The organism is Halomonas sp. GD1P12, assembly GCF_025725645.1.
In the GTDB taxonomy this organism is placed as follows: domain Bacteria; phylum Pseudomonadota; class Gammaproteobacteria; order Pseudomonadales; family Halomonadaceae; genus Vreelandella.
The window spans coordinates 2,598,918-2,623,746 of the sequence record NZ_CP107007.1 but is presented as its reverse complement, the minus strand read 5'-3'; the positions used below and the strand labels follow the sequence as shown (position 1 = coordinate 2,623,746).

General features: G+C 62.9%; 28 protein-coding genes. 20 read left to right on the top strand and 8 right to left on the bottom strand.

Annotated elements, in window-relative coordinates:
* Window position 1: 1 nt before the first annotated feature.
* Window positions 2–733, bottom strand: a complete 732-nt coding sequence (locus OCT39_RS12065) for a YebC/PmpR family DNA-binding transcriptional regulator (RefSeq protein WP_263584712.1) — start codon at window positions 731–733, stop codon at window positions 2–4.
* A gap of 243 nt (window positions 734–976) precedes the next feature.
* Between OCT39_RS12065 and OCT39_RS12060 the strand changes: the two genes are divergently transcribed.
* Entirely contained in the window at window positions 977–1,600 is a 624-nt protein-coding gene (locus OCT39_RS12060) for a LysE family translocator (RefSeq protein ID WP_263584711.1), read from the top strand.
* 51 nt (window positions 1,601–1,651) lie between these two features.
* Window positions 1,652–2,140 (top strand): glutathione peroxidase, encoded by a 489-nt coding sequence (locus OCT39_RS12055; RefSeq protein WP_263584710.1) that lies wholly within the window; start codon window positions 1,652–1,654, stop codon window positions 2,138–2,140.
* Here the strand turns inward: OCT39_RS12055 and OCT39_RS12050 are convergent.
* Window positions 2,128–2,520 (bottom strand): hypothetical protein, encoded by a 393-nt coding sequence (locus tag OCT39_RS12050; RefSeq protein ID WP_263584709.1) that lies wholly within the window; start codon window positions 2,518–2,520, stop codon window positions 2,128–2,130. The two genes, OCT39_RS12055 and OCT39_RS12050, sit on opposite strands and share 13 nt — an antisense overlap.
* A 188-nt stretch (window positions 2,521–2,708) precedes the next feature.
* On the opposite strand from OCT39_RS12050, the gene fabV reads away from it, so the two are divergent.
* The 4 genes from fabV to OCT39_RS12030 all read left to right on the top strand — a co-directional run bounded on the left by fabV (window position 2,709) and on the right by OCT39_RS12030 (window position 6,479).
* Window positions 2,709–3,914, top strand: a complete 1,206-nt coding sequence (gene fabV / locus OCT39_RS12045) for an enoyl-ACP reductase FabV (RefSeq protein WP_263584708.1) — start codon at window positions 2,709–2,711, stop codon at window positions 3,912–3,914.
* Window positions 3,915–3,988: 74 nt separating this feature from the next.
* The gene (locus OCT39_RS12040) at window positions 3,989–4,201 is read left to right on the top strand and encodes a hypothetical protein (protein ID WP_263584707.1); all 213 of its coding nucleotides are present in this window, start codon (window positions 3,989–3,991) and stop codon (window positions 4,199–4,201) included.
* Window positions 4,202–4,358: 157 nt separating this feature from the next.
* Window positions 4,359–5,345 carry a PRC-barrel domain-containing protein gene (locus tag OCT39_RS12035; RefSeq protein WP_263584706.1) on the top strand — a complete coding sequence of 329 codons (987 nt, stop codon included), beginning with the start codon at window positions 4,359–4,361 and terminating at the stop codon, window positions 5,343–5,345.
* A 159-nt stretch (window positions 5,346–5,504) separates the two neighbouring features.
* Window positions 5,505–6,479: a GlxA family transcriptional regulator gene (locus OCT39_RS12030; protein WP_263584705.1), complete on the top strand. Its 975-nt coding sequence runs from the start codon at window positions 5,505–5,507 to the stop codon at window positions 6,477–6,479.
* A 29-nt stretch (window positions 6,480–6,508) separates the two neighbouring features.
* Here OCT39_RS12030 and OCT39_RS12025 read toward each other — a convergent pair whose 3' ends face one another.
* Window positions 6,509–7,303: an SDR family NAD(P)-dependent oxidoreductase gene (locus tag OCT39_RS12025; RefSeq protein ID WP_263584704.1), complete on the bottom strand. Its 795-nt coding sequence runs from the start codon at window positions 7,301–7,303 to the stop codon at window positions 6,509–6,511.
* 281 nt (window positions 7,304–7,584) lie between these two features.
* Between OCT39_RS12025 and OCT39_RS12020 the strand changes: the two genes are divergently transcribed.
* Genes OCT39_RS12020 through astB form a run of 5 tightly spaced genes read left to right on the top strand, consistent with a single transcriptional unit; the run spans window position 7,585 to window position 13,787 of the window.
* Window positions 7,585–8,799 (top strand): aspartate aminotransferase family protein, encoded by a 1,215-nt coding sequence (locus OCT39_RS12020; protein ID WP_263584703.1) that lies wholly within the window; start codon window positions 7,585–7,587, stop codon window positions 8,797–8,799.
* 38 nt (window positions 8,800–8,837) lie between these two features.
* A complete protein-coding gene (locus OCT39_RS12015) occupies window positions 8,838–9,911 on the top strand; it encodes an arginine N-succinyltransferase (RefSeq protein WP_263584702.1) in 1,074 nt (357 codons plus the stop codon).
* On the top strand, window positions 9,911–10,954 hold the full coding sequence (gene astA, locus OCT39_RS12010; RefSeq protein ID WP_263584701.1) for an arginine N-succinyltransferase: 1,044 nt from the start codon (window positions 9,911–9,913) through the stop codon (window positions 10,952–10,954). Before OCT39_RS12015 ends, astA begins: the two co-directional genes overlap by 1 nt.
* Window positions 10,951–12,438, top strand: a complete 1,488-nt coding sequence (astD, locus tag OCT39_RS12005; protein WP_263584700.1) for a succinylglutamate-semialdehyde dehydrogenase — start codon at window positions 10,951–10,953, stop codon at window positions 12,436–12,438. Before astA ends, astD begins: the two co-directional genes overlap by 4 nt.
* Window positions 12,435–13,787 (top strand): N-succinylarginine dihydrolase, encoded by a 1,353-nt coding sequence (gene astB, locus OCT39_RS12000; protein ID WP_263584699.1) that lies wholly within the window; start codon window positions 12,435–12,437, stop codon window positions 13,785–13,787. The genes astD and astB overlap by 4 nt, the downstream gene beginning before the upstream one ends.
* A gap of 26 nt (window positions 13,788–13,813) precedes the next feature.
* Here the strand turns inward: astB and OCT39_RS11995 are convergent, their stop codons facing one another.
* On the bottom strand, window positions 13,814–14,410 hold the full coding sequence (locus OCT39_RS11995) for a putative adenosine monophosphate-protein transferase Fic (RefSeq protein WP_263584698.1): 597 nt from the start codon (window positions 14,408–14,410) through the stop codon (window positions 13,814–13,816).
* Window positions 14,410–14,574: a YhfG family protein gene (locus tag OCT39_RS11990; RefSeq protein ID WP_263584697.1), complete on the bottom strand. Its 165-nt coding sequence runs from the start codon at window positions 14,572–14,574 to the stop codon at window positions 14,410–14,412. The genes OCT39_RS11995 and OCT39_RS11990 overlap by 1 nt, the downstream gene beginning before the upstream one ends.
* A gap of 126 nt (window positions 14,575–14,700) precedes the next feature.
* Here OCT39_RS11990 and OCT39_RS11985 point away from each other — a divergent pair, with 126 nt between their 5' ends.
* The gene (locus OCT39_RS11985) at window positions 14,701–15,135 is read left to right on the top strand and encodes a GNAT family N-acetyltransferase (RefSeq protein ID WP_263584696.1); all 435 of its coding nucleotides are present in this window, start codon (window positions 14,701–14,703) and stop codon (window positions 15,133–15,135) included.
* 22 nt (window positions 15,136–15,157) lie between these two features.
* On the opposite strand, the gene OCT39_RS11980 is transcribed toward OCT39_RS11985, so the two are convergent.
* Entirely contained in the window at window positions 15,158–16,087 is a 930-nt protein-coding gene (locus OCT39_RS11980) for an EamA family transporter (protein ID WP_263584695.1), read from the bottom strand.
* 85 nt (window positions 16,088–16,172) lie between these two features.
* Between OCT39_RS11980 and OCT39_RS11975 the strand changes: the two genes are divergently transcribed.
* Both OCT39_RS11975 and OCT39_RS11970 read left to right on the top strand, forming a co-directional pair.
* Window positions 16,173–16,679, top strand: a complete 507-nt coding sequence (locus OCT39_RS11975; RefSeq protein WP_263584694.1) for a MarR family winged helix-turn-helix transcriptional regulator — start codon at window positions 16,173–16,175, stop codon at window positions 16,677–16,679.
* A 6-nt stretch (window positions 16,680–16,685) separates the two neighbouring features.
* A complete protein-coding gene (locus OCT39_RS11970) occupies window positions 16,686–17,027 on the top strand; it encodes a GlpM family protein (RefSeq protein WP_263584693.1) in 342 nt (113 codons plus the stop codon).
* A 16-nt stretch (window positions 17,028–17,043) separates the two neighbouring features.
* Here the strand turns inward: OCT39_RS11970 and OCT39_RS11965 are convergent, their stop codons facing one another.
* Complete coding sequence (locus OCT39_RS11965; protein ID WP_263584692.1) at window positions 17,044–18,024, bottom strand: alpha/beta hydrolase; 981 nt, start codon at window positions 18,022–18,024, stop codon at window positions 17,044–17,046.
* Between the two features lie 194 nt (window positions 18,025–18,218).
* Here OCT39_RS11965 and OCT39_RS11960 point away from each other — a divergent pair, with 194 nt between their 5' ends.
* Window positions 18,219–18,671, top strand: coding sequence for a GNAT family N-acetyltransferase (locus tag OCT39_RS11960; protein ID WP_263584691.1), 453 nt, complete (start codon window positions 18,219–18,221; stop codon window positions 18,669–18,671).
* On the top strand, window positions 18,668–19,366 hold the full coding sequence (bluB, locus tag OCT39_RS11955; protein ID WP_263584690.1) for a 5,6-dimethylbenzimidazole synthase: 699 nt from the start codon (window positions 18,668–18,670) through the stop codon (window positions 19,364–19,366). Before OCT39_RS11960 ends, bluB begins: the two co-directional genes overlap by 4 nt.
* A 60-nt stretch (window positions 19,367–19,426) precedes the next feature.
* Here bluB and OCT39_RS11950 read toward each other — a convergent pair whose 3' ends face one another.
* Window positions 19,427–20,983 (bottom strand): GGDEF domain-containing protein, encoded by a 1,557-nt coding sequence (locus OCT39_RS11950; protein WP_263584689.1) that lies wholly within the window; start codon window positions 20,981–20,983, stop codon window positions 19,427–19,429.
* Between the two features lie 147 nt (window positions 20,984–21,130).
* On the opposite strand from OCT39_RS11950, the gene OCT39_RS11945 reads away from it, so the two are divergent.
* The 4 genes from OCT39_RS11945 (at window position 21,131) to OCT39_RS11930 (ending at window position 24,795) form a co-directional block, all read left to right on the top strand.
* Window positions 21,131–21,859, top strand: a complete 729-nt coding sequence (locus OCT39_RS11945; RefSeq protein WP_263584688.1) for a YwqG family protein — start codon at window positions 21,131–21,133, stop codon at window positions 21,857–21,859.
* A gap of 37 nt (window positions 21,860–21,896) precedes the next feature.
* Window positions 21,897–22,382 carry a GNAT family N-acetyltransferase gene (locus OCT39_RS11940; protein ID WP_263584687.1) on the top strand — a complete coding sequence of 162 codons (486 nt, stop codon included), beginning with the start codon at window positions 21,897–21,899 and terminating at the stop codon, window positions 22,380–22,382.
* Window positions 22,379–23,290 carry a LysR family transcriptional regulator gene (locus OCT39_RS11935; RefSeq protein WP_263584686.1) on the top strand — a complete coding sequence of 304 codons (912 nt, stop codon included), beginning with the start codon at window positions 22,379–22,381 and terminating at the stop codon, window positions 23,288–23,290. Before OCT39_RS11940 ends, OCT39_RS11935 begins: the two co-directional genes overlap by 4 nt.
* A gap of 104 nt (window positions 23,291–23,394) precedes the next feature.
* Window positions 23,395–24,795, top strand: coding sequence for an amidase (locus OCT39_RS11930; RefSeq protein ID WP_263584685.1), 1,401 nt, complete (start codon window positions 23,395–23,397; stop codon window positions 24,793–24,795).
* Window positions 24,796–24,829 lie beyond the last annotated feature (34 nt).

Here is a 24,829-nt window from a genome sequence, read left to right as displayed (position 1 = left end):
CTTAGCTTTCCTGCTCGGGCAGCTCGGCGCTGTGAAAGACGTTTTGCACGTCGTCCAGGTCGTTGAGCATGTCGAAGAATTTCTCGAACATCACCGCGTCGTCGCCTTCCACCGGCGTGGTGGTCTGGGGCAAGAACTGGATTTCGTCGGCTTCGAAATCGAGCTCGCCAAAGGCGTCGATCAGCGCCTGCTTGGCCTTGGCGTAATCGGTGTGCGGCGCGAAAACGGTGATGCGCTCCTCTTCCTGCTCGATGTCGGTGACGTCGACATCGGCTTCCATCAGCGCCTCGAGCACCGCTTCCTCGTCTTGCCCCTTGAAGGAGAAGATCGCGCAGTGGTCGAACATGTGGCTCACGCTTCCGGGCGTGCCGATCTTGCTTTTGGTCTTGGTAAAGCAGCCGCGCACGTCGCCAAAGGTGCGGTTCGGGTTGTCGGTCAGACACTCGACGATCACCATGGCGTTGCCCGGGCCAAAGCCTTCGTAGCGGGCGGTAGAGAAGTCCTCGCCGCCGGCGCCCGACGCTTTATCCAACGCCTTGTCGATCACGTGCGAAGGCACTTGATCCTTCTTGGCGCGCTCCATCAGGCCACGCAGCGCCAGGTTGCCGTTGGGGTCGGTGCCGCCGGACTTGGCGACGACATAAATCTCGCGCCCGTACTTGCTGTACACCTTGGTTTTCGCCGCGGCCGTCTTGGCCATCGATTCCTTGCGGTTTTGAAACGCCCTACCCATGTTAACGTCCTTTCATCGCCTAAAGCTGCCTGAACGCCAGGCGCTATATTCATCAACGCCATGGTAAATCGACATCGCGAGCCCTGGAGCTCGGGACGATCAACGCCATGGTTCATCAAAAGGGAAAAATTTTACCCAACAGCGTAACATGCTAACAGCGTTATTTAAGACCGCGTGGCGGGGAGTGTTTCGCCGCGCTTGAAAGCCGCCCTTGGCGACGATAAAAACGAGAAGGAAGAAAGCATGCCGCTGTCACTTTGGCTGTCGCTGGCCGCCATTTGTACCATGGGCGCGATGTCGCCCGGGCCAAGCCTGGCGCTCGTGTTACGCCACACTTTGGGGGGCGGGCGCCAAAGCGGAATGATCGCGGCGGTGGCCCACGCGCTTGGTGTAGGGATCTACGCGCTATTGACGGTGCTGGGGCTTGGCGCGCTGATCGCGAGTCACCCGGAGCTCTTTCGCTGGGTGACCTGGCTTGGGGCCGCCTATCTTGCCTGGCTTGGCGTCAAGGCGTTGCGCGCCGGCCGTTCAGGCGTACTCTCGCCAGCCCACGTGGCAACGACGAGGCGTCTGGCCGCAAAAGAGGGGCTTTTGGTGGCGCTGATCAACCCCAAGCTGATTCTCTTTTTCGTGGCGCTTCTGAGTCAGTTCGTATCGCCGGACATGGGGCTTTTCGCCAAACTGATCATCGTGATGACGGCGGTCGTGATCGACGGTGGATGGTATTTGATCGTTGCCCTCGGGCTTTCGCACTCTTCCGTGCTGCCCTGGCTTCAGCGCCGTTCGCACTGGGTCAACCGGGTGACCGGTGTGCTGCTTTTACTACTGGCGCTGCGCGTGGTGATGGGGCCGCTGGTCGAGGCGTAATGCGCCGGGTAACGTCATCGTTTTCAACGGGTTTTCGACAAGGGCTTTGCCATGACCATTTTCGAGCAGGACTGCCATACCCATCAGGGCGAACCGTTCAACCTGCGCGCGCTGAAAGGGCAGGTGCTGCTGGTAGTGAACGTCGCAAGCCAGTGCGGCTTCACTCCGCAGCTCGAGGAGCTCGAAAGCCTTTACAAGCGCTATCGCGACCGCGGCTTCACCGTGCTCGGCTTTCCCTGTAACCAGTTCGGCCGTCAGTCGCCGGAGAGCGCCGAGGCGTTTTGCCAATTCGGCGAGCAGCGCTTCGGGGTGCATTTTCCGCTAATGGAGAAGGTGCGGGTCAACGGGCCCGAGGCGCATCCGTTGTTCGCCGCGCTCAAACGCGACGCGCCGGGACTTTTAGGCACCCGCATGATCAAGTGGAACTTCACCAAGTTTCTGGTCGGCCGCGACGGCCGGGTGATCGCGCGCTTCGGCCCCAGGGAGCGCGGCCTGACGCTGCGCCGGGCGGTGGAAGCCGCGCTCGATCAGGAGCCCTGAACGTCCCCGCGCGCGACCATCAGCCGCTGCATCAGCGCGCCCCAGCGGTGGCGCACCATCATCGTGGTCAATCCCGAAAACAGCGCCCAGCTCTTGCGCCGCCAGCCGCGCAAGCGCAGGTTGTGCGAGACGAGCTGCTGCATCAGCTTACGATCGTCGAACGCTCGCCATTCACTGGCAATGGAGAGCTGATGGCGCGCCATCACCGGCGCGAGCTCCAGGCGAAACATCCACTCGAGCTCCTTGAGCGACAACCCATGCGCCTGGATCACCTCGATCATGTGCGCGTAGTCGCGCTCGCCGGGCTCGCGGTCGAGCCAGAGCGGGGCGAGGGCGAGCCAAACGTCGCCACGTTCATCCACTAACTGCTGTGCGTTCATTGGTTCATCATCGCGAATTGGCCGTCCGGGCATCGGCCCTTACAGGGCCTGATACGTTCACCTGAGTATCCTGACGCGAAAACCCGCCAGGCTCAAGTGCGGACAGCGTCGCCTCGGCCCGCTAGAATGGGCGCCAACGCCACGGGCCTGCCCGTCGATGAACCCCGATTTTCGATAAGGAGATCCCAGTGATTATCAAACCCAAAGTACGCGGCTTTATCTGCACCACCACGCACCCCAAGGGCTGCGAGCAAAACGTGCGTGAACAGATCGAGGCGACCAGAGCCCGCGGTCTGGACAAGCGCCAAGGCCCGAAAAAGGTGCTCGTGATCGGCGCCTCCAGCGGTTACGGCCTGGCGGCGCGCGTCACCGCCGCCTTTGGCTATGGCGCCGACACGCTGGGCGTGTTTTTCGAAAAGCCCGGCACCGAGAAAAAGCCCGGCACCGCCGGCTGGTACAACAGCGCCGCGTTCGACAAGTTCGCCAAGCAGGAAGGCCTCTACAGCAAGGCGATCAACGGCGATGCCTTCTCTCATGAAGCCCGCGAGAAAGCCATCGAGCTGATCAAGCAGGACATGGGGCAGGTGGATCTGGTGGTCTACTCACTGGCATCACCCGTACGTAAGCTGCCGGATACCGGCGAGCTCAAGCGCTCCAGCCTTAAGCCGATCGGCGAGACCTACCGCGCCACGGCGATCGACACCAACAAGGACACCATCATCGAAGCCGAAGTCGAGCCCGCGACCCAGGCCGAGATCGATGACACCATCACCGTGATGGGCGGCGAGGACTGGGAGCTCTGGATGAACGCCCTGGCGGATGCCGATGTGCTGGCCCCGGGGGCGAAAAGCGTGGCGTTCAGCTACATCGGCACCGAGATCACCTGGCCGATCTACTGGCACGGCGCGCTTGGCAAGGCAAAAGAGGATCTGGACCGCGCGGCCACGGCCATCGACGCCAAGCTGGGTGAGACCGGCGGCCAGGCGAACGTGGCAGTGCTTAAGTCTGTGGTGACACAGGCGAGTGCGGCCATTCCGGTCATGCCGCTCTATATCGCCATGGTGTATCGCATCATGAAAGAGCAGGGCCTGCACGAAGGCACCATCGACCAGCTCAACCGCCTGTTCGGCGAGCGCCTCTACGCCGAAGACAAGAGTGCCCAGGGGCTCGACGAGATGGGGCGTTTTCGTCTGGACGACTGGGAGCTACGCGACGACGTCCAGAAGGCGTGTCAGGATCTGTGGCCGGAAGTCACCAGCGACAACCTTTTCGAGATTACCGACTATGCTGGTTACAAGCACGAATTCCTGAAACTGTTCGGCTTCGAGCGTGAGGACGTCGACTACGACGCCGACGTCGACCCGGAGGTCGATTTCGACGTCGTCTCGCTTTAACGGCGCTTTTCAAAAAGGCTCGAAGCCTGTGAGGGCGGGCGCCCGTCCCGGGCGCCCGCTCAAGAGGCGAGGCCATGGATACCCGCGAAAGTAAAACGCCCAAACAAGAGAAAGAGCACGTAATGGGCCAGCGCCAACCTGAACGGGCGCCGCAGATGCCCGCTCATCGACAGCCCGAAGCAAGGCGCTCCCCCAAAGGATTTTATAAACTCCTGCCCATCGTCGTTTCCGTACTTGCCGTGGCGCTCGCACTGTTCATTATTGCGGGCATACTGGTCGGTAAGTGACCCGCACCGACGTTCCAGCCAGACTCTTTCAAACAGCCCTTTCAGCCAGACCCAAACGTCTCCCGATGCCGTTGACCGTGCGGGCGCAAAATAAATTGCGTATCGCGGCTTTGCTCACTAGCTTCAATAGAGTCGATCAACTACAAGGAGTCACCCCATGAAACGGACAGCACTGGCGGTCGCCATCGCCGCGATCTGCGCGGGCACGTCGTTTGGCGCCCTGGCCGAAGAAGAGAGTCCGGCGGCGTCCGGCGGTTCCAACGAGCAGCAACAGACGTCAGGAGCGGCTGCCCAAGGCGCGCAGGGGGCGCAAAGCCAGACCAGCACCGAAGACGACACCGACGGTAGCGACGTGCAAAGCGGCGATACCGATATGGACGCCGATACTGACACGGATACCGATACCGACATGGAAGCGGATACCGACATGGGGACGGCGGCCGAGCCCGACGCCAATGCGGACACCGACAGCGGCACCGGTAGCGCCTCCGGCGCCGACAACGAAAGCCAGGGCCAGATGAGCGATGACCAGGGCAGCGATGCTGACATGAGTAGCGACGCTGACGCCCAGGCCGACGCGGTAGACGATACCGAAAGCGACGGCCAGATGGAGAGCCCGCCCTCAACCAACTCCGACGACGCTACGACCGAGGAAGCCATGGCGGCGGAGGAGTCCATGACCGAAGAGGCCGCTGACGACAGCGACGGCCAGATGGACGGCAACCAGGGCCGTAGCCCGAACGCCATGGAAGATCCGGACAACCTCGAGCCTGACGAAACGCTCGCCGAAAACGACACCCAGGGCGGCCTGATGTCGCTGACGATCAGCGATGTCGAAGGCATGACGGTAGTCAATCAGGAAGGCGAGGAGATCGGCGAGGTCGATAACGTGGTCGAGCACAACGACTCCGGCGACCTTTACGCCGTCGTCTCCATTGGCGGCTTCTGGGGCTTCGGTGCCACCGATGTGGCGCTGGCGCTGCAGGAGATCAATCTCGAAGACGACCAGCTGGTGATGCAAACCACCTACGGTAGCGACGAAATCGAGTCCGCGACCGAGGAGTACAACGAGGACAACTACAGCCAGGTCGACGGCGACATGCAGGTGGGCGAGCTCGCCAACCATCCGAACCGCGGCCAGTAAGGCGCCACGTTCGTGGCAAGCTTTCGCGGGCGCTAAAACGCACAGGGCAAGGGGCTTCCCCCTTGCCCTGTTTGCGTTGGCCGCTTTTCTTACAAAGCCGCACTGATTCCCCAAGCGTTATTGGTTAAGATATCCCTTTGTTTTCAACCGGTCGTTTTCATGGCGCACGCGTCACCTATCGATGCTCCTTCGTCCACTCCGAAGCGATTCGGCGTGCTGCTGCTGCCCGGCTTCTCTCTGCTCTCTCACGCTTGCCTGGTCGAGCCGCTGCTGCTGGCCAATCAGCTCAGCGGCCAGAGCCGCTATCAGGTAGTCTCGCTCGGCCTTGAAAAAGGCAGCGTGCGCAGCGCCGCCGCCCTCAGCGCCGATGTCGAGTTCGGGCTCGGCGACGGTGCAGAGGCCTTTGATTGCGTGTTCATCGCCGCGCCTTCGCCGCTGCCCTATCCGCTCGGCGCGGCGCTGGTAGGGTGGCTGCGCACGCTCCCTTCAAAAACGGCGCTGGGGGGGCTTGCCGGTGGAAGCGAGGTGCTGGCGCGCTGTGGGCTTTTGGACGGTTACCGGGCGACGCTTCCCTGGCAGCGCTTTGCCGCGCTCTCTCAGGCCTACCCGGCGGTCACCTTCACCCAGACCCTGTTCGAGATCGACCGCGACCGCCTGAGTGCGGCCGGCGGCACCGCCGCGCTCGATATGACGCTAACGCTGATTCGCCGCGAGCTGGGGGCCGAGCTTGCCCAGCGGGTTTCCGAGCAGTTCGCCTACGAGCGCGTGCGTACCGCCGACGAGCCCCAGCACGTGCCGCTTCGAAGCCGCCTGGGCCACGCGCCGCAAAGCCTGGTGGACGCGGTGGCGCTGATGGAGGCGAACATCGAAGAGCCGTTTTCGACGCTGGAGCTCGCCGAGCATCTGGGCGTCTCGCGCCGCCAGCTCGAACGGCTGTTCAAGAAATACCTGCAGGCGGTACCGAGCCGCTACTACCTGGATTTGCGCCTGCAGGCCGGGCGCTCGCGGCTGCGTGAAAGCGACCAGCCGATCGGTGAGATCGCGCTGGCCGTGGGGTTTTCTTCCGGGGCGCACTTCTCGACCGCCTACCGCAACCACTTCGGCCTGACGCCCCGGGAAGAGCGATTGACCTGACGCGCCCCACGTGACGTCTCGTACAGCGCCTAGGCCATGGTATCCACGATACCGCCTTCGACCCGCAGCGCCGCACCGGTGGTGGCGCTGGCTTGCTCGGAGGCAACGTAGACGCACAGATTCGCGACTTCGTCGGTCTCGGCGAGCCGGTGAATGATCGACGAGGGCCGGTTTTCGTCGATAAAGCGCGCCTCCGCCTCCTCGATCGATATATCTTTCTCGCGCGCCTGCTCTTCGATCATGGCATTGACGCTTTCCGAGCGGGTCGGGCCGGGCAGAATGGCATTCACCGTGACCCGTGTGCCGGTGAGCACCTTGGCGAGCCCGCGCGACACGGACTGCAGTGCGGCCTTGGTCATACCGTAGTGGACCATCTCGGTGGGGATGTTCAGCGCCGACTCGCTGGAGATGAACTGGATCCGGCCCCAGTTGCGCTCGCGCATGCCGCGGGCGTAGTGGCGCGACAGACGCACCGCGCTCATCACGTTGGTGTCGAAAAAGCGCTGCCAGGTGTCGTCGTCGGTATCAAAAAAGTCGCCGGCTTCGAAGATACCGACGTTGTTGATCAGGATGTCGGCCTCCGGCACGCGCTCGATCAGTTTCTGGCAGCCGTCCGCGGTGCTCAAATCCACCGCCACGCCGGTGGCGTTGGCGTTTTCGACGTCGCGCCCGAGCGTTTCGAGCGCCTGGTCGATCCGCTCCTTGCTGCGCCCGGTCACCACGACGCTGGCGCCCGCCGCGGCGAGCCCCCTGGCGATCGCGTAGCCAATGCCGCCGGTAGAGCCCGTGATCACCGCGCGTTTACCGCTCAAATCGATCTGCATACGTTTCTCCTGGATGGGTCGTCAAAACGGCTTGGGCCGTCGTGTTAGCCGGCTAATCATCGCGTTAATCACTATGGTCGCTGAGGGTGGAAAATCAAGCCGGCGCTCTTTCAGGCACTCCTTCCTGCACGCGTTCCGGCACCCTTGTAAAAGCGTTGCGTCGTGAGTGAGTCTCGTACCGGCTACTGCCGCTTTACATAATTAACCGTCTCAATCGTGAAAGTGTGAAACGTGACGGGCTGCGTATACTGGAACTCTTTTGCCCGTAACCGGAGAGTCACATGAGCCACACGCCCAGCCGTCAGGATTTCGACACCTACATGACGCCCAATTACGCGCCGCAGCAGGTGGTGCCGGTGCGCGGCGAGGGCAGCCGCCTGTGGGATCAGGAAGGGCGTGAGTACATCGACCTGGCCGGCGGCATCGCCGTCAATGCGCTCGGCCACTGCCACCCGGCGCTGGTCGGCGCGCTCAAGGAGCAGGGTGAAAAGCTCTGGCACCTCTCCAACATCTATACCAACGAGCCGGCCTTGGCGCTTGCCCGCAAGCTGGTCGACAGCACCTTCGCCGAGAAGGTCTATCTCTGCTCCTCCGGCGGCGAGGCCAACGAGGCCGCGCTGAAGCTGGCTCGGCGCTACGCGTTCGATCATTTCGGCAAGCAAAAGGACAAGATCATCTCCTTTCGCCAGTCGTTTCACGGCCGCACGCTCTTCACCGTCACCGTTGGCGGCCAGCCCAAATACTCCGAAGGCTTCGGCCCGGTGCCCGGCGCCATCCAGCACGCTGAGTACAACGACCTGGAGAGCGTGCGCGCGCTGATCGACGACGACACCTGTGCGGTGATGGTCGAGCCGATGCAGGGCGAAGGCGGCATCATTCCCGCCACCCAGGCGTTTCTCGAAGGCCTTCGCGCGCTGTGCGACGAGCACCAGGCACTATTGATTTTCGATGAGGTGCAAACCGGCGTCGGGCGCAGCGGCAAGCTCTACGCCTACCAGCACTTTGGGGTGACGCCAGACATTCTGACCACCGCCAAATCCCTGGGCGGCGGCTTCCCCATGGCGGCCATGCTGACCACCGATAACATCGGCGCCTCATTGGGTTTCGGCACCCACGGCTCGACCTACGGCGGTAACGCCTTGGGCTCGGCGGTCGCACTCGCCGCTCTCGAAGTGATCGATACCCCGGAAGTGCTCGACGGCGTCCAGGCGCGTCACCAGCTCTTTCGCAAGCACCTGGAGGCGATCAACGAGAAGTACGGCGTGTTCAAGGAGATCCGCGGCATGGGTCTGTTGATGGGCGCGCAGATGAGCGATGCCTTCGAGGGGCGTGCCAAGGACATCCTGCCGCTGGCCATCGAAGAGGGGCTGATGGCGCTGATCGCCGGGCCCAACGTGCTGCGTTTGGCGCCGTCGCTGGTGATTCCCGAGGCGGATATCGAGGAGGCCATGGCGCGGTTGGAGCGTGCGATCAAACGTCTCGTCGCGCATTCATGAACCGGGCCGAGCAGGCCCTGACGGCAGGGAGGCTGAGTATGCGAATCGTGCGCCCGGTGGCGATGACGGATCTCGACGCGCTGATGGCGCTGGCCGAGAACGCGGTGCCACGGCTAACCAACCTGCCGGCCAACCGGGCGCGCCTTGAAGAGCGTATCGCGCGCTCGCTCGAGGCGTTTGCCCGTGAGGCAGAGTTTCCCGGCGACGAACACTACATGTTCGTGCTGGAGGACACCGGCGCCGAGCGCGAGGCCGAGCGGGTGCTGGGCACCGCTACCATTCGCGCCCAGGCCGGGGCGACGGATGCCTACTATACCTATCGCCAGGAGACGCTGATCCACGCCTCCCAGCAGCTCAACGTGCGCCGTGAAGTGCAAACCCTGGCGCTCTCTCACGAGGTGTCGGATGCCACGCTTCTATGCGCGTTCTCGCTGAACCCGCGCTATCAGGGCACCAGCGCCGAGAGTTTGCTGCGCCGCGCCCGGCTTTTGTTCATCGCCCAGTACCCGGAGCGCTTCTCCAACATTCTGGCGGTGGCGTTTCCGGGCTATCTCGATAGCCAGCAGCAGTCGCCGTTCTGGGAGAGCGTGGGCAATCATTTCTTCGCGCGCAGCTTCCAGGAGATCAACCACATCGCCGGCCTGCGCTCGAAAAGCTTCATCGCCGAGGTGATGCCTCAATTTCCGCTGTATCTGCCGCTGCTGACGCCCCAGGCCCGCGCGGCGATCGGCCGCGAGCACCCGGCCCACGAAGGCCCGCTGCAGGAGATGCTGGCAGAAGGCTTCGCGCGCTCGCGCCACGTCGACATCTTCGATGCCGGCCCGATCGTCAAGGCCGAGCGCGAGCGGCTGGAAACCTTTCGCCAGGCCAGCTGGCATCCGGTGCGTATCCGCCCGGAACACACCCTGCCGGACGCCGAGCCTGCGCTCATCGCCAACCAGAGCGCGGCGTTTCGCTGCCTGGTGGCGCGCTATGCGCTTTCGCCGACCGGCCAGCTCATGCTCAGCCCCGAGCACGCCGAAAGGCTTAGCGTCGAGGAAGGCCGCGCGGTGCTGGTGGCGCCGCTGACACTACCTGGTGCCCAGGACGTTCTCGACGAGGGAGAGATGTAATGCGCATTCGACCCATCGCCCGCGGCGATATCGATGGTCTCCAGATGCTGGCGCAGCAAACCGGCGTCGGCTTTACCTCGCTTCCGGACAATCGTGAGTTTCTGGCCGGCAAGATCGAGACCGCCGTCAGCGCGTTCGAGGAGCGCACTCCGGTCGATGACCGGCTCTACTTCTTCGTGCTCGAAGACGACGCTACCGGCGAGCTTGCCGGCTGCTGCGCCATCGAAGGTCAGGTCGGCCGCGAGGTGCCGTTTTATCACTACCGGCTCGGGACGCTGGCGCATTCGTCCGTGCAGCTCGATCTGCACCGCACCATCGACACGCTCTTCTTGAGCTCGGACCACACCGGCGACGCCGAGGTGTGTTCGCTCTACGTGCGCCCGGAGTACCGCGGCGAGGCCAACCGGCATTTGCGCTGCGGCGCGCTGCTCTCCAAGGCGCGCTGGCTGTTCATCGCCGAGTTCCGTGACCGCTTCCCGGACAAGGTGCTGGCGGAGATGCGCGGCGTGTTCGACGAACATCACCAGAGCCCGTTCTGGGAGAGCCTGGGCAAGCACTTCTTCCCGATGGATTTCAACGAGGCCGACCGGCTCACCGGGCTTGGCCAGAAAAGCTTCATCGGCGAGCTGATGCCGAAATTCCCCATCTACACCACCTTCATGTCCGAGAAAGCGCGCGCCTGTATCGGCCAGGTTCACCGCGACACGCGACCGGCGCTCGAGATGCTCAAGAAAGAGGGGCTACGCTGGGAGGGCTACATCGATATTTTCGACGGCGGCCCGACCGTGGAGGCCTATATCGACGATGTGCGGGCGGTGCGCACCTCCCAGGTCCATTCGGTAGAGATCTCGCGCGACCCAAACGTCCAAAGCGTCAGCCGCTGGCTGGCGGCCACCACCACGATCGGCGCGTTTCGGGCCGCTTGGCTCGGCCGCGGCCCGGATGATAACGGCACGATCTTGCTCAGCGAAGAGGAAGCGCGGCGGCTGGATGTCGGCGCCGGCGACACGCTCAGACTACTCGACACTCAGGAGGCGTCATGACCGCACAACCCTTAAGCGCAAAGATGCAGCAGCTGATCGACGGCCGCTGGCGTGTGGGCGAAGGCGCGCGCTTTAGCAAAACGGACCCGGTCGGCGGGCAGGCGCTTTGGCAGGGCGAGGCCGCAAGCCCCGCCCAGGTCGGCCAGGCCGTCGAGTCGGCGCGCGCGGCGTTCAACGTTTGGGCGCGCACGCCGTTTGAGCAGCGCTTGGCGCTGGTCGAGCGCTTCGCCGAGGTGCTCAAACAGAGAAGCGAAGAGCTTGCCTGGGCCATCGCCTCGGAAACCGGCAAGCCGCTTTGGGAGGCGCGCACCGAAGCCGGCGCGATGGTGGGCAAGGTGGCGCTCTCGATCCGGGCGCATGACGAGCGCACTGGCCAGCGCGAAAAAGAGGTGGGCAGTGCGAAGGCCGTACTGCGCCACCGCCCCCACGGCGTGATGGCCGTGTTCGGCCCCTACAACTTCCCCGGCCACCTGCCCAACGGCCACATCGTGCCGGCGCTTCTGGCAGGCAATGCCGTGGTCTTCAAGCCCAGCGATCAGACCCCGCTCACCGCGGATCTAACGCTGCAGTGCTGGCAAGAGGCGGGCCTGCCGGAGGGCGTGATCAACCTGGTGCAGGGCGGTGTCGAGGTCGGCCAGGCACTGGCCGGTGATGGGCGCATCGACGGGCTGCTATTCACCGGAAGCGCAAAGGTCGGGGGGATGCTGCACCAGCAATTCGCCGGGCAGCTCGACAAGATCCTTGCGCTCGAGCTTGGCGGCAACAACCCGCTGGTGGTCAAGGAGGTGTCGGATGAGCGCGCCGCCGTGCTGACCATTTTGCAGTCGGCGTTTCTCTCCGGCGGCCAGCGCTGTACCTGCGCCCGGCGGCTGATCGTGCCCAACGGCGAGGCCGGCGACCGGCTGATCGAAGCGCTCTCGAAGGCCATCGAAACGCTTCACGTGGCCGGGCAGTTCGAGGAGAACCCGGCGCCGTTCTATGGCGGGCTCGTAAGCCCGGCCGCCGCCGACGGCCTGCTAAAAGCCCAGGACGCGCTGGAGGCGCAGGGTGGGCGGGTGATCAATCGCATGCAGCGCCTTGAAGAGGGTACGAGCCTTGTGAGCCCCGCGCTGATCGACGTGACCGGGCTGAAAGTACCCGACGAGGAGCACTTCGGCCCGCTTTTGAAGATTCACCGCTTTGATAGTTGGGACGAGGCGCTCGCGCTTGCCAACGACACCCGCTACGGGCTTTCCGCTGGGCTGATCGGCGGCGACCCAACCGATTGGGACGATTTTCTGCTGCGCATTCGCGCCGGCATCGTCAACTGGAACCGCCAGACCACTGGTGCCTCGGGCGATGCGCCTTTCGGCGGCGTGGGCGACAGCGGCAACCACCGCCCGAGCGCCTTTTACGCCGCGGACTACTGCGCCTACCCGGTCGCCTCGATGGAGGCCGAGTCGCTGGAGATGCCGGAAACGCTGCCGCCGGGTATTACGCTATGAGCCGCGTGGATGAAAGCGTTCAGGAGGTCAACTTCGACGGCCTCGTCGGCCCGACGCACAACTACGCGGGCCTGGCCGCCGGTAATCTGGCCTCCCAGCGCCACGGAGGGCTCACTGCCAACCCGAAAGAGGGCGCGCTGCAAGGGCTTTTGAAGATGAAATCGCTGATGGAGGCGGGCTACGCTCAGGGCGTGCTTCCCCCCCAGCAGCGCCCGGACCTCGGCGCACTGCGAAAGCTCGGCTTTACCGGCAGTGACGAGCGCGTGCTGGCAAGCGCCGCCGACCAGGCGCCGCAGCTTCTGCGCGCGGTGTGCTCGGCGTCCAGCATGTGGACCGCCAACGCCGCCACGGTCACCCCGGGCTTCGATGCGCCGGATGGTCGCGTGCAGTTCACCCCGGCCAACCTGCAGTCGAGCTTCCATCGCTTTCTCGAGCCCGCCACCACCGGCCGTGTTTTGCAGGCCATTTTTCATGACGAGCGCCACTTCGCCCATCACCCTGCGCTGCCGGCAACGCCGGCGTTTTCTGATGAAGGCGCGGCGAACCACACCCGGCTTTGCGGCGCGCACGGTGAGCCCGGCGTGCACCTGTTCGTTTACGGACGAAAAGCGTTTGGCGGTGAGCGCGAGCCCCGCCGGTATCCGGCCCGGCAAACGCTGGAGGCGAGTCAGGCCGTGGCGCGTCAGCACGGGCTTACCGATGCCCAAACCGTGTTCGCCCAGCAGCATCCGGACGCGATCGACGCCGGCGTGTTCCACAACGACGTAATCGCCGTGGGCAACGGCCCGGTGCTGCTCTACCACGAGCTGGCCTTTCTGGACGAGGAGGGCACGCTGGAGGCGCTGCGCGCCAAAATGGCCACGCCCCTGATCCCGGTGCGCGTGCCGGTCGAGGCGATCAGTCTTGACGACGCCGTCGGCTCGTATCTCTTCAACTCGCAGCTTCTTTCCAATCCGGACGGCAGCATGACGCTGGTGGTACCTGGCGAGTGTCAGGAGAACGACACGGTGTGGCGCGTGATCCAGGATCTGATTCTCGCGGGCTACAACCCGATTAGTGAAGTGCTCGTCAAGGACGTCAAGCAGAGCATGCAAAACGGCGGCGGCCCCGCCTGCCTGCGCCTGCGGGTGGCGCTCACGAGCGCCGAGCGCGAGGCCATCAAGGCGCGGGCGCTGCTCACGCCGGCGCTGTTCGAGGATCTCACCGCTTGGGTCGAGCGCCACTACCGCGACCGGCTGGCACCAAAGGATCTGGCCGACCCGCAGCTTGCTCGCGAGTCGCTCGCCGCCCTCGATGAGCTTACAAAACTGCTCGAAATGGGGTCGGTGTATCCGTTTCAGCTGGGGTAGAGGAAGTAAAGGAAAACGCTTGCGTATCAATCCTTAAGCGGCGGCCCGATACAGCTTTCGAATATTGCGGCCAAAGCCTCGTACTCGCACGCCATGGCTGCGATATTTGTCTTTATCCATGTCGCTCGTTCGACACCTGCCCAGGAAATACGGTAACCACAGTTGATAATCAGATGCTCGAAAAAGAGCCGCTGAGTACGTCCGTTACCTTCGCGAAAAGGGTGAATGGCATTCAAATCCCCGTACAGTTCGGCGCAGGTAGCCACGAGAGCGCTCTTATCCAGTTGAGTGAAGTACGTTTGCGCTGCCAGTTTCCTGAAGAGTTTTTCGGATTCGGGCGCTATAAAAGGAACGTGACAGAAGCGCGTGTCTCCCTTTGCAATATCGATGGACCTCAGCTCTCCTGCCCAGTCATAAAGATCATCAAAAAGTCGAGAATGCAGGCGCTGCAGATAGGCGAGGTCAAAAGGCGGTGGTTCGAGCTCAATACTGGCGGCGTTGATCATCGATAGGTCGCGTTCGGCTTCTTCGAGCGTGGCCGCCTCATCGATATTCAACTTGTTTCTTAATACGTCAGTACCAGGGTAACAGTAGGGATCCTGACCGGTACCGTACTTATCCATCAGCGTTTTTGAGTTTTCGTATATTTGGCGATCACGTCGGCTTTGGTAAGCCGCGACGTGCGAGGGTCGACCGTAATGCCTTCGAGCGCCATGCTGGACTGATAGTTGGTGCGCCGGACTTCAGCGTTATAACGCCGCTTGGTTTCCCAGGAGAGTGTTTGCATGGGGCCTCCTTGATTCGTAGCACTCATTATAACGTAGTCGCGCTTGAGGTTTCATCAGGTTGTTGTAGCCAATCACCGCGTGAAAGCCGCGTACCGAAGTCGACAAAACGTTTTGGAAATATCGGAATGACACCGTACTTTCGACGAACCAGCGACAAAGCGTTCGCCGCCGATCTCATTCGGCGCAACATGGCCGGCTATTTCGATGCACTGGGTATGCACTGGGATGATGCCCTGTTCGCGCGTCAGTGGCGCGAGATGGAAAGCTATCAGCTTCTGGTAGAGGGTTCCCCGGTAGGGCTTTTGTGCCTCGATCCTGCTTCGAACGTCTGTACTATCCGTGAGCTGCAAATCGCCTCGGCATGGCGAAGCCAGGGGCTGGGCACCGCCGCCATCGGCTTTGCCGAAATCCGGGCCCGACGGGCCGGTAGTGCTACGCTGCGATTGCGGGTCTTCACTCTCAATCCGGCGGTGGCGCTTTATCGCCGGCTGGGGTTTGGCGTCGTCACCACCGAGGCCGGCGCTCACACGATGGAAAAGCGGCTCGACCGGGCGTTTTGAATGCGCCCTTCTGATTAACGCCTCAGGTTTTCTGGCGAACCTTGTCCAGGTTGAGCAGGGCGATCCCGATGGCGATCAAAAGCCCGCCCAGGAGCAACCCCTCCGGGGCGCTTTCGCCCTGTATGAATATCGCCACCGGCACGCCGAAAAGTGCCCCTACCGACCCCAGCAGGCTCAGAAGCACCGGGCCGCCGCTTTTCTGTAGTAAAAAGAGCAGCAGGAACTGCCCGGCAAAAACCACCGCCTGCAGGCCGATCAGTGAGATCAATTCGAGGCGAAGCTGGGGCACCGCAAGCGAAAAGTCGGGCAGCAAGCTCACGCCCAGCAAAAGCACCACCGCGGCCACCAGCATGCCCGGCGCCAGGGTTTCGCCGGCAACGCCTGGCGGCCAGCGCAGCGTGCGGTAAAGATTGCCAATCGCCAGCAGCACCGGGCCGAGTAGTGAAAGCAATATCCAGTGAACGTCGGCCTGCGGGGCGGCGATCTTGTGCGCGGCGAGAATGAGTGCCCCGGCGAGCGCGGTGAGCACGCCCAGGCCGCGGCTTGGCTGAAAACGCTCGATCTTCAGCGCCAGCGCGCCGAGATAGGTCAAAAGCGGCGGCAGGGTGATGATTAGCGCCACGAAACCGGCACCGATATGGGCAATGGCCGAGAAGAACAGCAGGTTGGAGCCCGCCACGCCGACCAGCGCCGACACCGTGTAGTACTCGAGCGTGCGGGCGTTGACCGGCGGCAGCCGGCCCCGCCCGGCGGCCAGCGCCAGCAGAATCAGCGCCGCCTCGGCCAGCGACCAGAACAGAAACGCCAGCGGCGACAGCGCCATTTCGCCGGCCTGCTTGGCCAGGTTGGTGGAAAGGCCCAGCAGTGCCCCACCGGCGAGCAGATAGAGAAGCGGGGCGAGACGCCTTGAGGCGAAGGCCTTATCGTTAAAAACGCGGCGGACGGGCGGCATGACGACTTCCTGTTCAAGTATCTTGATATCAAGATATTCGGCTTTTTATCTTGACGTCAAGGTAAAAAGTCGTAAGCTCGACGCCATGGATCATGTCGATAAAATACTTCTGCAGTGGCAGCGCCAGCGTCCGGAGCTGAACGTGGCGCCGATGGGCACGCTTGGCCGCCTCAAGCGGCTCAACCAGGTACTAATGCGTGCCATGGAGCACACCTGGGAGCCGTTTGGGCTGAGCGAGTCGAGCTTTGACGTGCTCGCCACGCTCCGGCGCGAAGGCCCGCCCTTCGCGCTGTCGCCAAGCGCCTTGATGGCCTCTACCATGGTGACCTCCGGCACCATGACCCACCGCCTACAGCAGCTCGAAAAAGCCGGGCTCATCGAGCGGGTGAAAAATCCCGAGGACGGGCGCGGCTTTCTGATTTCGCTCTCGAAGGCAGGCTTTGCGCTGATCGACGACGCCGTGACCGCCCACGTCGAAACGCAGCAGGCATTGGTGAGCGGGCTGAGTGAGGCGCAGCGAGCCGAACTCGATGCGCTGCTCAAGCAGATGCTGGAAAGTCTCGATCAGCGCTCCCGAGAACACGCGAGGTAACACGCAATGGCGCTTTTATTGAAATGTCTGCTCGGGGCGCTGGCGGTGCTGCTCATTGCGCTTTTGTCGCGCACCAGGAGCTTTTTTATTGCCGGGCTGGTACCGCTGTTTCCCACCTTCGCGCTGATCGCGCACTACATCGTGGGTAGCGAGCGCGGCATGGCGGATCTTCGCACCACGGCGCTGTTCGGGCTCTGCTCGCTGATTCCCTACGCGGCCTATCTCGCCGCGATCTACTACGCCAGCTACCGATTCGACCTGACCGGCACGCTGACCGCCGCCACTCTGGTCTGGATCGTCTTCGCGCTACTGCTGCTTTGGGGCTGGACGCGGTTCCATTCCGGCTAGCGCGGTCTTTCTCACCTCAGCGCGAGGGCTCTCGAGCAGACGCGTGAACGGTATCGATATCGTGCACGCCGGTTACTTCGGCCAGCGCATCCATCAGGGAGGCGCGAAAGGTCTGGCCGTGGTTCATGCCGTTAAATTCGCGGTAGGTGGCCGTGACGCCGGACATAACGTCGAGGCGCTCGGCCAGCGTTTCGACGGTATCTGCGGGCACGCTGGTCACGCGACGCAGGTGCTCGCGTACGCGTGGGTCGTTCATGTCGCGGTGAGAGGTGTCGCGGCGGCGCTCGTCGCCGCCCAGGCTCAGCAGCACCCGGGCCGAGGCGTCTTCGTGATTGGCGATGAAGGCCTGCTCCGGGCCATCGAGAAGCGCGCCTTCGGCCCACCATAGCGACGGGCTGCCCGCGGCGTAGGTGTCAAAAGCGTCGGGGCGGGTGAACAGCGTCGTCAGGGTGAAAAGCCCGCCCAGGGAGTGGCCCCATAGCGTCTGCTGCTGTGGGTCGGTCGTTGCATACTGCGCGATGGCCGGGCGAATGCGCTCCTCGATGACCTCCAGCAGGGCGTTGGCGCCGCCGCCCTGGTCGCCGTCCTCAATGAAGGTGTAGTCGTGTACACGTCGGCGGTCGATGCGCAGGTCGTTATCGTAACCCACGAACACCAGCACTGGCGGCGCCGGGCGCTCACCGAGTGCGTCGAGCAGGGCGGCATCGAACTCCATCAGCGCGGCGTTGCCATCGAGCATCCAAAAGGCGGGGTAGTTTGATGCCGGTGCGCTGGCGGCAGGAATGCCCAGGGTGACGCGATAGCGCGTTTGGGAGTCGGTATTCTCGACCGTGAAGCGCTCGAATCGATAGGCACCTTCGGGCTCGTCGAAAACGGTGTGCCCGATCGTCTGGGCCGGGTCGCGCTGCTGTGCCACGGTGACGGTACTCCATAAAACGCTGACGAAGAGAAACGCAGCGACGGCGCGCAAACGCTTGAGCAGAAAACGATTCGACATGATCCATCCACGGCTGAGGCAGGGACACCAACGTTAATGATAATTGATGTTAATTGACAGAGCGCTGGAGAGGCAACCACGTGCGGCTCATGCGATGATCGCCAGTAGCGCCAGACGGCAGCGCCGTTTGGGGCGTAGCGAGTTCGCGCTATACTCCCGGGCTTTGAACGCCGTGACTGAAAGGACCAGACGTTATGTCGCTACACTTCAACTGGGCACGCATCGATGAGCTCAGCGCCCGGGATTTCCACGAGATCGCCCGCGCCCGCGAGGCGGTGTTCGTGGTCGAGCAGGCTTGCGCCTACCAGGAAGTGGACGCGCTCGACCCGTTGGCCTGGCACCTGCGCGCGACCGTCGATGGCGCGCTTGCGGCCTACGTTCGTGTGGTTGGGCCGGAAGAGAAGTTCGATGAGCCTTCCATTGGCCGGGTAATGACGGTTCGGGCCTTTCGCGGACAGGCGCTGGGGCGTGCCCTGATGGCGGAAGCGATTCGCTTTACTGAAGCCACCTACCAGGGGCGCGGCATTCGCATCGGCGCCCAGGCGCATCTCGAGGGCTTTTATGCCTCGCTCGGTTTCGAAACGGTCAGTGAGCCGTTCGACGAGGATGGCATCCCCCATATCGAGATGCTCAAGCCTGCCCCATGAGCGACTCACGCCACCGCTTTAGTGAGGCCGAGCGCGCCGGGGTCTACCGCGCCATTTTCGAGCGCCGCGACGTTCGCGCACAGTTTCTGCCCGACCCGATCCCGGATGCCGTGCTCACACGCTTATTGGAAGCGGCTCACCACGCGCCGTCGGTGGGCTTCATGCAGCCCTGGGATTTCATCGTTATCGAAAGCCGTGAGGTGCGCGAGAACGTGCTTGCGCTGTTCGATGCGGCCAATGCGGCAGGCGCCGAGCGCTTTTCCGGCGAGCGCCAGGCGCTTTATCGCAGCCTGAAGCTGCAGGGCATTCTCGAAAGCCCGCTCAATGTGTGCATCACCTGCGATCGTCGCCGTGGCGGTGACCATGTGCTGGGCCGCGATAGCGTGATCGACACCGATCTGTTCAGCACCTGTCTGGCGGTGCAGAACCTGTGGCTCGCCGCCCGGGCCGAGGGTATTGGCGTTGGCTGGGTGAGCATCATCGACCCCATCGAGCTTGGCGGCGTACTGTGCCTGCCCGAGCACGTCTATCCGCTGGCCTATCTTTGCCTTGGCTACGTCAGCGAGTTTCTGGAAACGCCGGAGCTGGAGGCGAAGGGCTGGCGCTCCAGGCTGCCGATCGAGTCGCTCGTGCATGCCGATCTTTGGGGGCAGCGCCCGGTTGGCGGTTCAGCCGGCCCTTTTGGTAACGAGTAAAACACGTCGCGCTCTTGACACCGTAAACCCGGCGGTCACTAGTGCCCAACCGATGGCGTATCAATCATCAAGGCGCTCTCGGTTCGAGCGCTTATCGTCATACATGCGTTCGTCGGCCACCGCCAGTACTTCCTGAGAGGGGGCTTCACTTGAACAGGCGCACCCCAGGCTAAGCCCAAGGGCGAGGCGATGCGGCCCGGTGGGAAGGTTGATCACGCAGTATTGGTCGACGAGGTGAGCGCGAATGCGCTCGAGCAACGCTTGAGCCGCGTCGTGGTTTGTCGCTGGCAGCAAGAACGTGAACTCATCGCCACCGTAACGAGCGAGGATGTCGCTCTCTCGGGTGCACGCCTGCAGATGCTGGGCAACGCAGGTAATCAGCGCGTCGCCTGCCTCGTGGCCATAGCGGTCGTTTGCCTCTTTCAGGCGGTCGATATCCATCACGATCACGGCAAAGTCGGCGCCGGCCAAGCGTTCCTTGTTGGCGATACAGGCGTGCAGTGCCGAATCGAAAAAGCCGCGATTGTAGAGGTTTGTGAGGGCATCGCGTTCGGCAAGCCGGGTGAGCTCGAGCTGAAGCAGCTTGTTTTCGGTGGCGCCGGCCAGTTGGTCGGCGAACAGCGGCAAAATCTGCTCGAGCCCGCTGTTCTCCTCGGGGGCCTTGACGATGAGCCAGCCCAGGTAAAGGCCGGAGCGGTGATCCATGGGCGTGAGATAGAGCGTGGCGCCATCATCGCGTTGGCGAACGATGGCTCGGCCTGTTTTTTCTGCCGAAAGGTTCTCGGTCAGGGTCGTTAGCTGCTTTCGATCGTCGGCCGTCAAGTTTGCGGTGGCCGCGAACGAATCGGTAGCCGGACGCGCGCGCTCATGAAGGATCACGGCGAACCCGTAGTCCGGGAAATGGGTGCGCAAATGATCGAGAAATTGATCGAGCAAGGCGTCAATCGTCGTCGTGTGATGACTGAGCAGGGTCAAGTCGAGCAGGGTTTGAAAGAGGCGATTCTGCATCTCGATGGCGCGCATGTTGCGACCTATCTGACGATTTTGCTGATAGGTGACGCGGCCCATCACCATGAAATAGCCCACGGCGCCCGCCCATTGATAGATGTCGACCCGGACATTGACGTAGGGCCGAAAGTCCGGACCGGTGACCAGCGCGCCGACCAGCGCTGAAAAGGTAAATACCAGCGCCGAGAGCAGCATGCGGCGTGGCCCGCCCACCACGAGATTGTTCAACAAGCAGGCTAGTCCGATGGTGATGGTGCCCAGCACATAGAAATCCAGCACGCTGCACCAGAGGCCAAACAGCAGCGTATCGACAAGCAGGTTATTGAACTCGGCACGTTTGGTGTTTTTGGCAAGTGTGGCATGCCAGTAGGCGATCCCCGGCCAAATCAGCAGCACGACGCCGGGCAGTACCAGCTGCCACTGTGTTCCCTCCACCTGCGCAATCCACACCGTGAGGCCAAACGCGTGAAGAAAGGCAAACACCCGTGGGCCAGTCGTTGCGAGCGTCAGTCGGTGCAATCGCCGAGGACGCGGGAGCGCGAAGGAAAATGGCATGCGATGGGGTTCTCGGATCACGGTTTGTGGGAGCCTAGCACGCCAAGCGTGCAAGCGAGCTTACCCATTGATCGTAGGAAAGTATGAGTGAGCGTTGAGGGCGTCACGATAGGGCCTCAGGATAGGGTGTCAAGGTAGAGCGGCGCTTATCGCTTGGCGGGTTTTGGGTTAGAGTCCTCCCATCGATAAAGGAATCGCTTCATGGAAGACCGACTCGACGCGCTGCTTGCCCCGCTGATTAAAGAGGCCATGCTGCTTACGCCCCACGCCGACCCCGAGGCGTGGGTGCCATTGCCGGTCAGCAAGTTCGGCGGTTTGCCCTACTTTGAATCGGGGGCGACGTGGCCCGTATGCAAGCTTTGCACCCAACCGCTCACCTTCGTTTTCCAACTTTTTGATGAGACGACGAGCGCGCTGCTCGTCTTTCACTACTGCTTTGACTGCCTGCCCGCGGGCGACGACCCACGCGACCGTGGGCTCTGGCACGCGCAGTGGTTCACCGCGCCGCAAGGCTATAAGCAGATTCGACTGGCGCCACCCGGCGCCGATCGCAACGCCATCACGCCGTGTCGGATTACGCACCAAACGGTGCGCTCGCTACCCGGCTGGGAAGGGCTCGATACCCAAAGCCCTGAAGCCGAAGGGCTTTGTTGCGAGCTCGACCCGGAAAGCCCCTGGCAGGCTTTTGATCAGGCAGTGACGCGGGCAGGCTGTATCGATGATTTGAAAAGCTGGCAGGGCGGTTACCCGCTCTACCTTCAGGGCGAGCACGTGCCCGATTGCCCCCATTGCCAGGCGTCCATGACGTTTTTCGCCCAGATCGACTCTGAAGGCGAGGCGAACCTGGATTGGGGGGCGGTCGGGCTCATCTACCTCTTTTACTGCGCGCAGCATCCGCAGAGCGTGGAGTTCGTTCGGCAGAACACCTAGACCGCGAACCCGTTTTCATGCACCACCAGGACGACCCATGACGGATACCTTCACCATCGAACGCCTTCGCGCTGACAGCCCACACGTCACGTTGGTGGCGACCTGGACCTTCGAGGCCTGGGGGCACCTGCACCCCGGCCAGACCCTCGAAAAGCAGATCGCGTTCGTGCGTTCAGAGTGCGGTGAGGGCGGGGTGCCGTCGATCTTCGTGGCGCTGGAAAAGGGGGCGGCGGTGGGCACGGCGAGCTTGATCGCGGACGACATGTCGACCCGGCCCGAGCTTGGCCCCTGGCTTGCGTCGGTGTTCGTCTTGCCGAACCAGCGTGGCCGTGGGATCGCCTCACGGCTGGTCGCACGGGTCGAGCAGGAGGCTTTATCGAACGGCTTCGAGTGCGGCTATCTCTACACGCCGGATCAACAGGCACTTTACCACCGCCTGGGTTGGCGCGCCTTCGAGGAGGTGACGTATCTCGGCGAGCAGGTCACGCTCATGGCGAAGTGCGTCAGCGAGACGGTCCAATGATCAGCGGCCGCGCGCTTCACTACTTCGATACCGTCGCGCGGTGTCGCTCGCTACGCCAGGCGGCGGCCAAGCTGCACATCGCACCTACAGCGATCAGCCGCCAGATCGATCTGCTGGAGCATCAGATGGGCGCGCCGCTACTGGAGCGAGGGCCCAACGGTATCAGCCTGACTGCGGCGGGAGAGCTATTGGCCGCCCAGGCACAGCACACACTGCGCGATCTGGAGCGCGTCCAGGAGCATATTGCCGACCTCAAGGGCTTACGTACCGGGCGAGTGCGTTTGCAAGTGGCCGAGGGCGTGGTGGCGGGGCTACTTGCTCCAGCGCTGGCCGACATGGCTGCGCGTCATCCTAGGCTTAATTTCGATATCGGCATCGCCAGCGCCGGGCAGATGGTCGAGAGTCTACGCTTGGGTACTGCGGATATCGGCCTGTCATTTTTCATGCCGCGCCACGAGGATATTCTTGTTCTGGAGAGTGTGCGCCTGGAGCACCATGCGGTCATGGCACCAGAGCATCCATTGGCCGCCGCTTGCGAGGTGACGCTCGAAGCACTTGCCGAGCACCGTATCATCTTGCCGGGTGAAACCTTTGGAGCGCGTCAGGCGTTCGAGCGAAGTGCTCATCGGGCGGGCATCAAACTCATGCCTACCTTCGATACCGCGTCGCTCGAGACCCAAAAGGCGCTGGCCCTGAACGGGGCTGGCGTACTCATTCTCCCGCCCATGGCGGTGGCCCGTGAGTGTCGAAACGGTGAACTCAAGAGCATTCCTCTCGCTCCGGACGAGCTCGAACCGGCGCGTATGGATCTCTGTGTCTTTCGTCACCGCACTCGAAGCTTCGCCGTCGAAGCGTGTCTTTCGCTGCTGGCCAAGGCCTTGCAGGCTCATGACAGCTCGCCTCGTTAAAAGTGCACACAAAAAGTGGACACGCTGACATTAAAATTGAAATAGTATGTAGCGCTGACTAACGCCATTCTAAAAGCGTCGATAACAACGCAAAGGACGACGGCATGTTCGAGCTTCATCAATTGACGGCGACCCAGCTGCTGGATGGCTACCGAAACAAGGCATTCTCCCCCGACGAGGTGGCCAAGGATCTGGTTGCTCATATTGAGCGCCACGAAGGACAAATTAACGCGCTTTACGCCTATTCGCCGGAGCGCTTTCTCGACGCTGCCAAGGCTTCCACTGCCCGCTGGTCGAAAGGCGAAAGCCTAGGGGCGCTCGATGGCGTCCCGGTGACGCTGAAGGAACTGGTGGCCACTCGAGGCCAGCCCGTTCCCGTTGGGACGGGGCTGGGTGACCAGACCCCGGCGGCGGCGGACGCGCCTCCCGCCGCGCGCTTGGACGAAGCCAATGCGGTACTGCTTGGCAAAACTACCTGCCCGGATTTTGGCATGCTCTCGTCGGGGCTCTCCTCGTTTCACGGCCTTACCCGTAATCCTTGGGATTTGAATTGTAATACCGGTGGTTCCAGCTCCGGCGCCGGTGCGGCAGCAGCGGCCGGATTCGGGCCTGTGCACATCGGCACTGATATCGGTGGCTCGGTGCGCCTGCCCGCCGCCTGGTGTGGGGTCGTGGGCTTCAAGCCGACCCTTGGTCGTATTCCGATCGACCCTTATTACGTTGGCCGCTGCGCCGGTCCCATGGTGCGCTGTGTCGAGGACGCCGCACTGGTGATGCCAACCTTGAGCCGGACCGATCGCCGCGATGCCATGCGCCTGCCGCCGGAGCGCATCGACTGGCAGGATCTGACGCTTGATATGAACGGTCTGCGTATCGGCGTGATGCTGGATGCGGGCTGCGGATTGGCGCTCGAACCGGACATCGAGGCGGCGGTGACCTTCGCCGCCCAGCGTCTGGAAGCTCGCGGCGCAACGCTGGTGCCCGTGGCTCCCGTACTAACACGCGAGATGCTCGATGGTCTGGATCGCTTCTGGCAGGCGCGCCAGCAAGGCGAGCTCGAAAAACTGAGTGACGAGGAGCGCGCCCGGGTTCTGCCCGCGATTATCGAATGGGCTCGTGGTGCGAAGGAGTCGAGCGCGCTGGATGTGGTGAGTGGCTTTCAGCAGACAATGGCAATGCGCCGCGAAAGCGAGGCCATCTTCGAACAGGTGGATTTCGTGATTTCGCCTACTACACCCAACGTCTCATTTCCCGCCGAGTGGGCTTCGCCGACCGACGACCCGCGCCGTCCCTTCGAGCACATCGCCTACACCGTGCCCTGGAACATGGGCGAGCAGCCGGCGCTTTCACTCAATGCGGGCTATAGCGAGGACGAGATGCCTATCGGCGTACAGTTGATCGGCCCCCGGTTTAACGACCACGGAGTATTGAAACTGGCCTACCAACTGGAAACCGAGCTGGCGTTACCCGTGCGTTGGCCGAAGCTGGATACGCGTGCCGCTTGAATCATGAAAAATGACCTGTCTCCCAACAATCCCA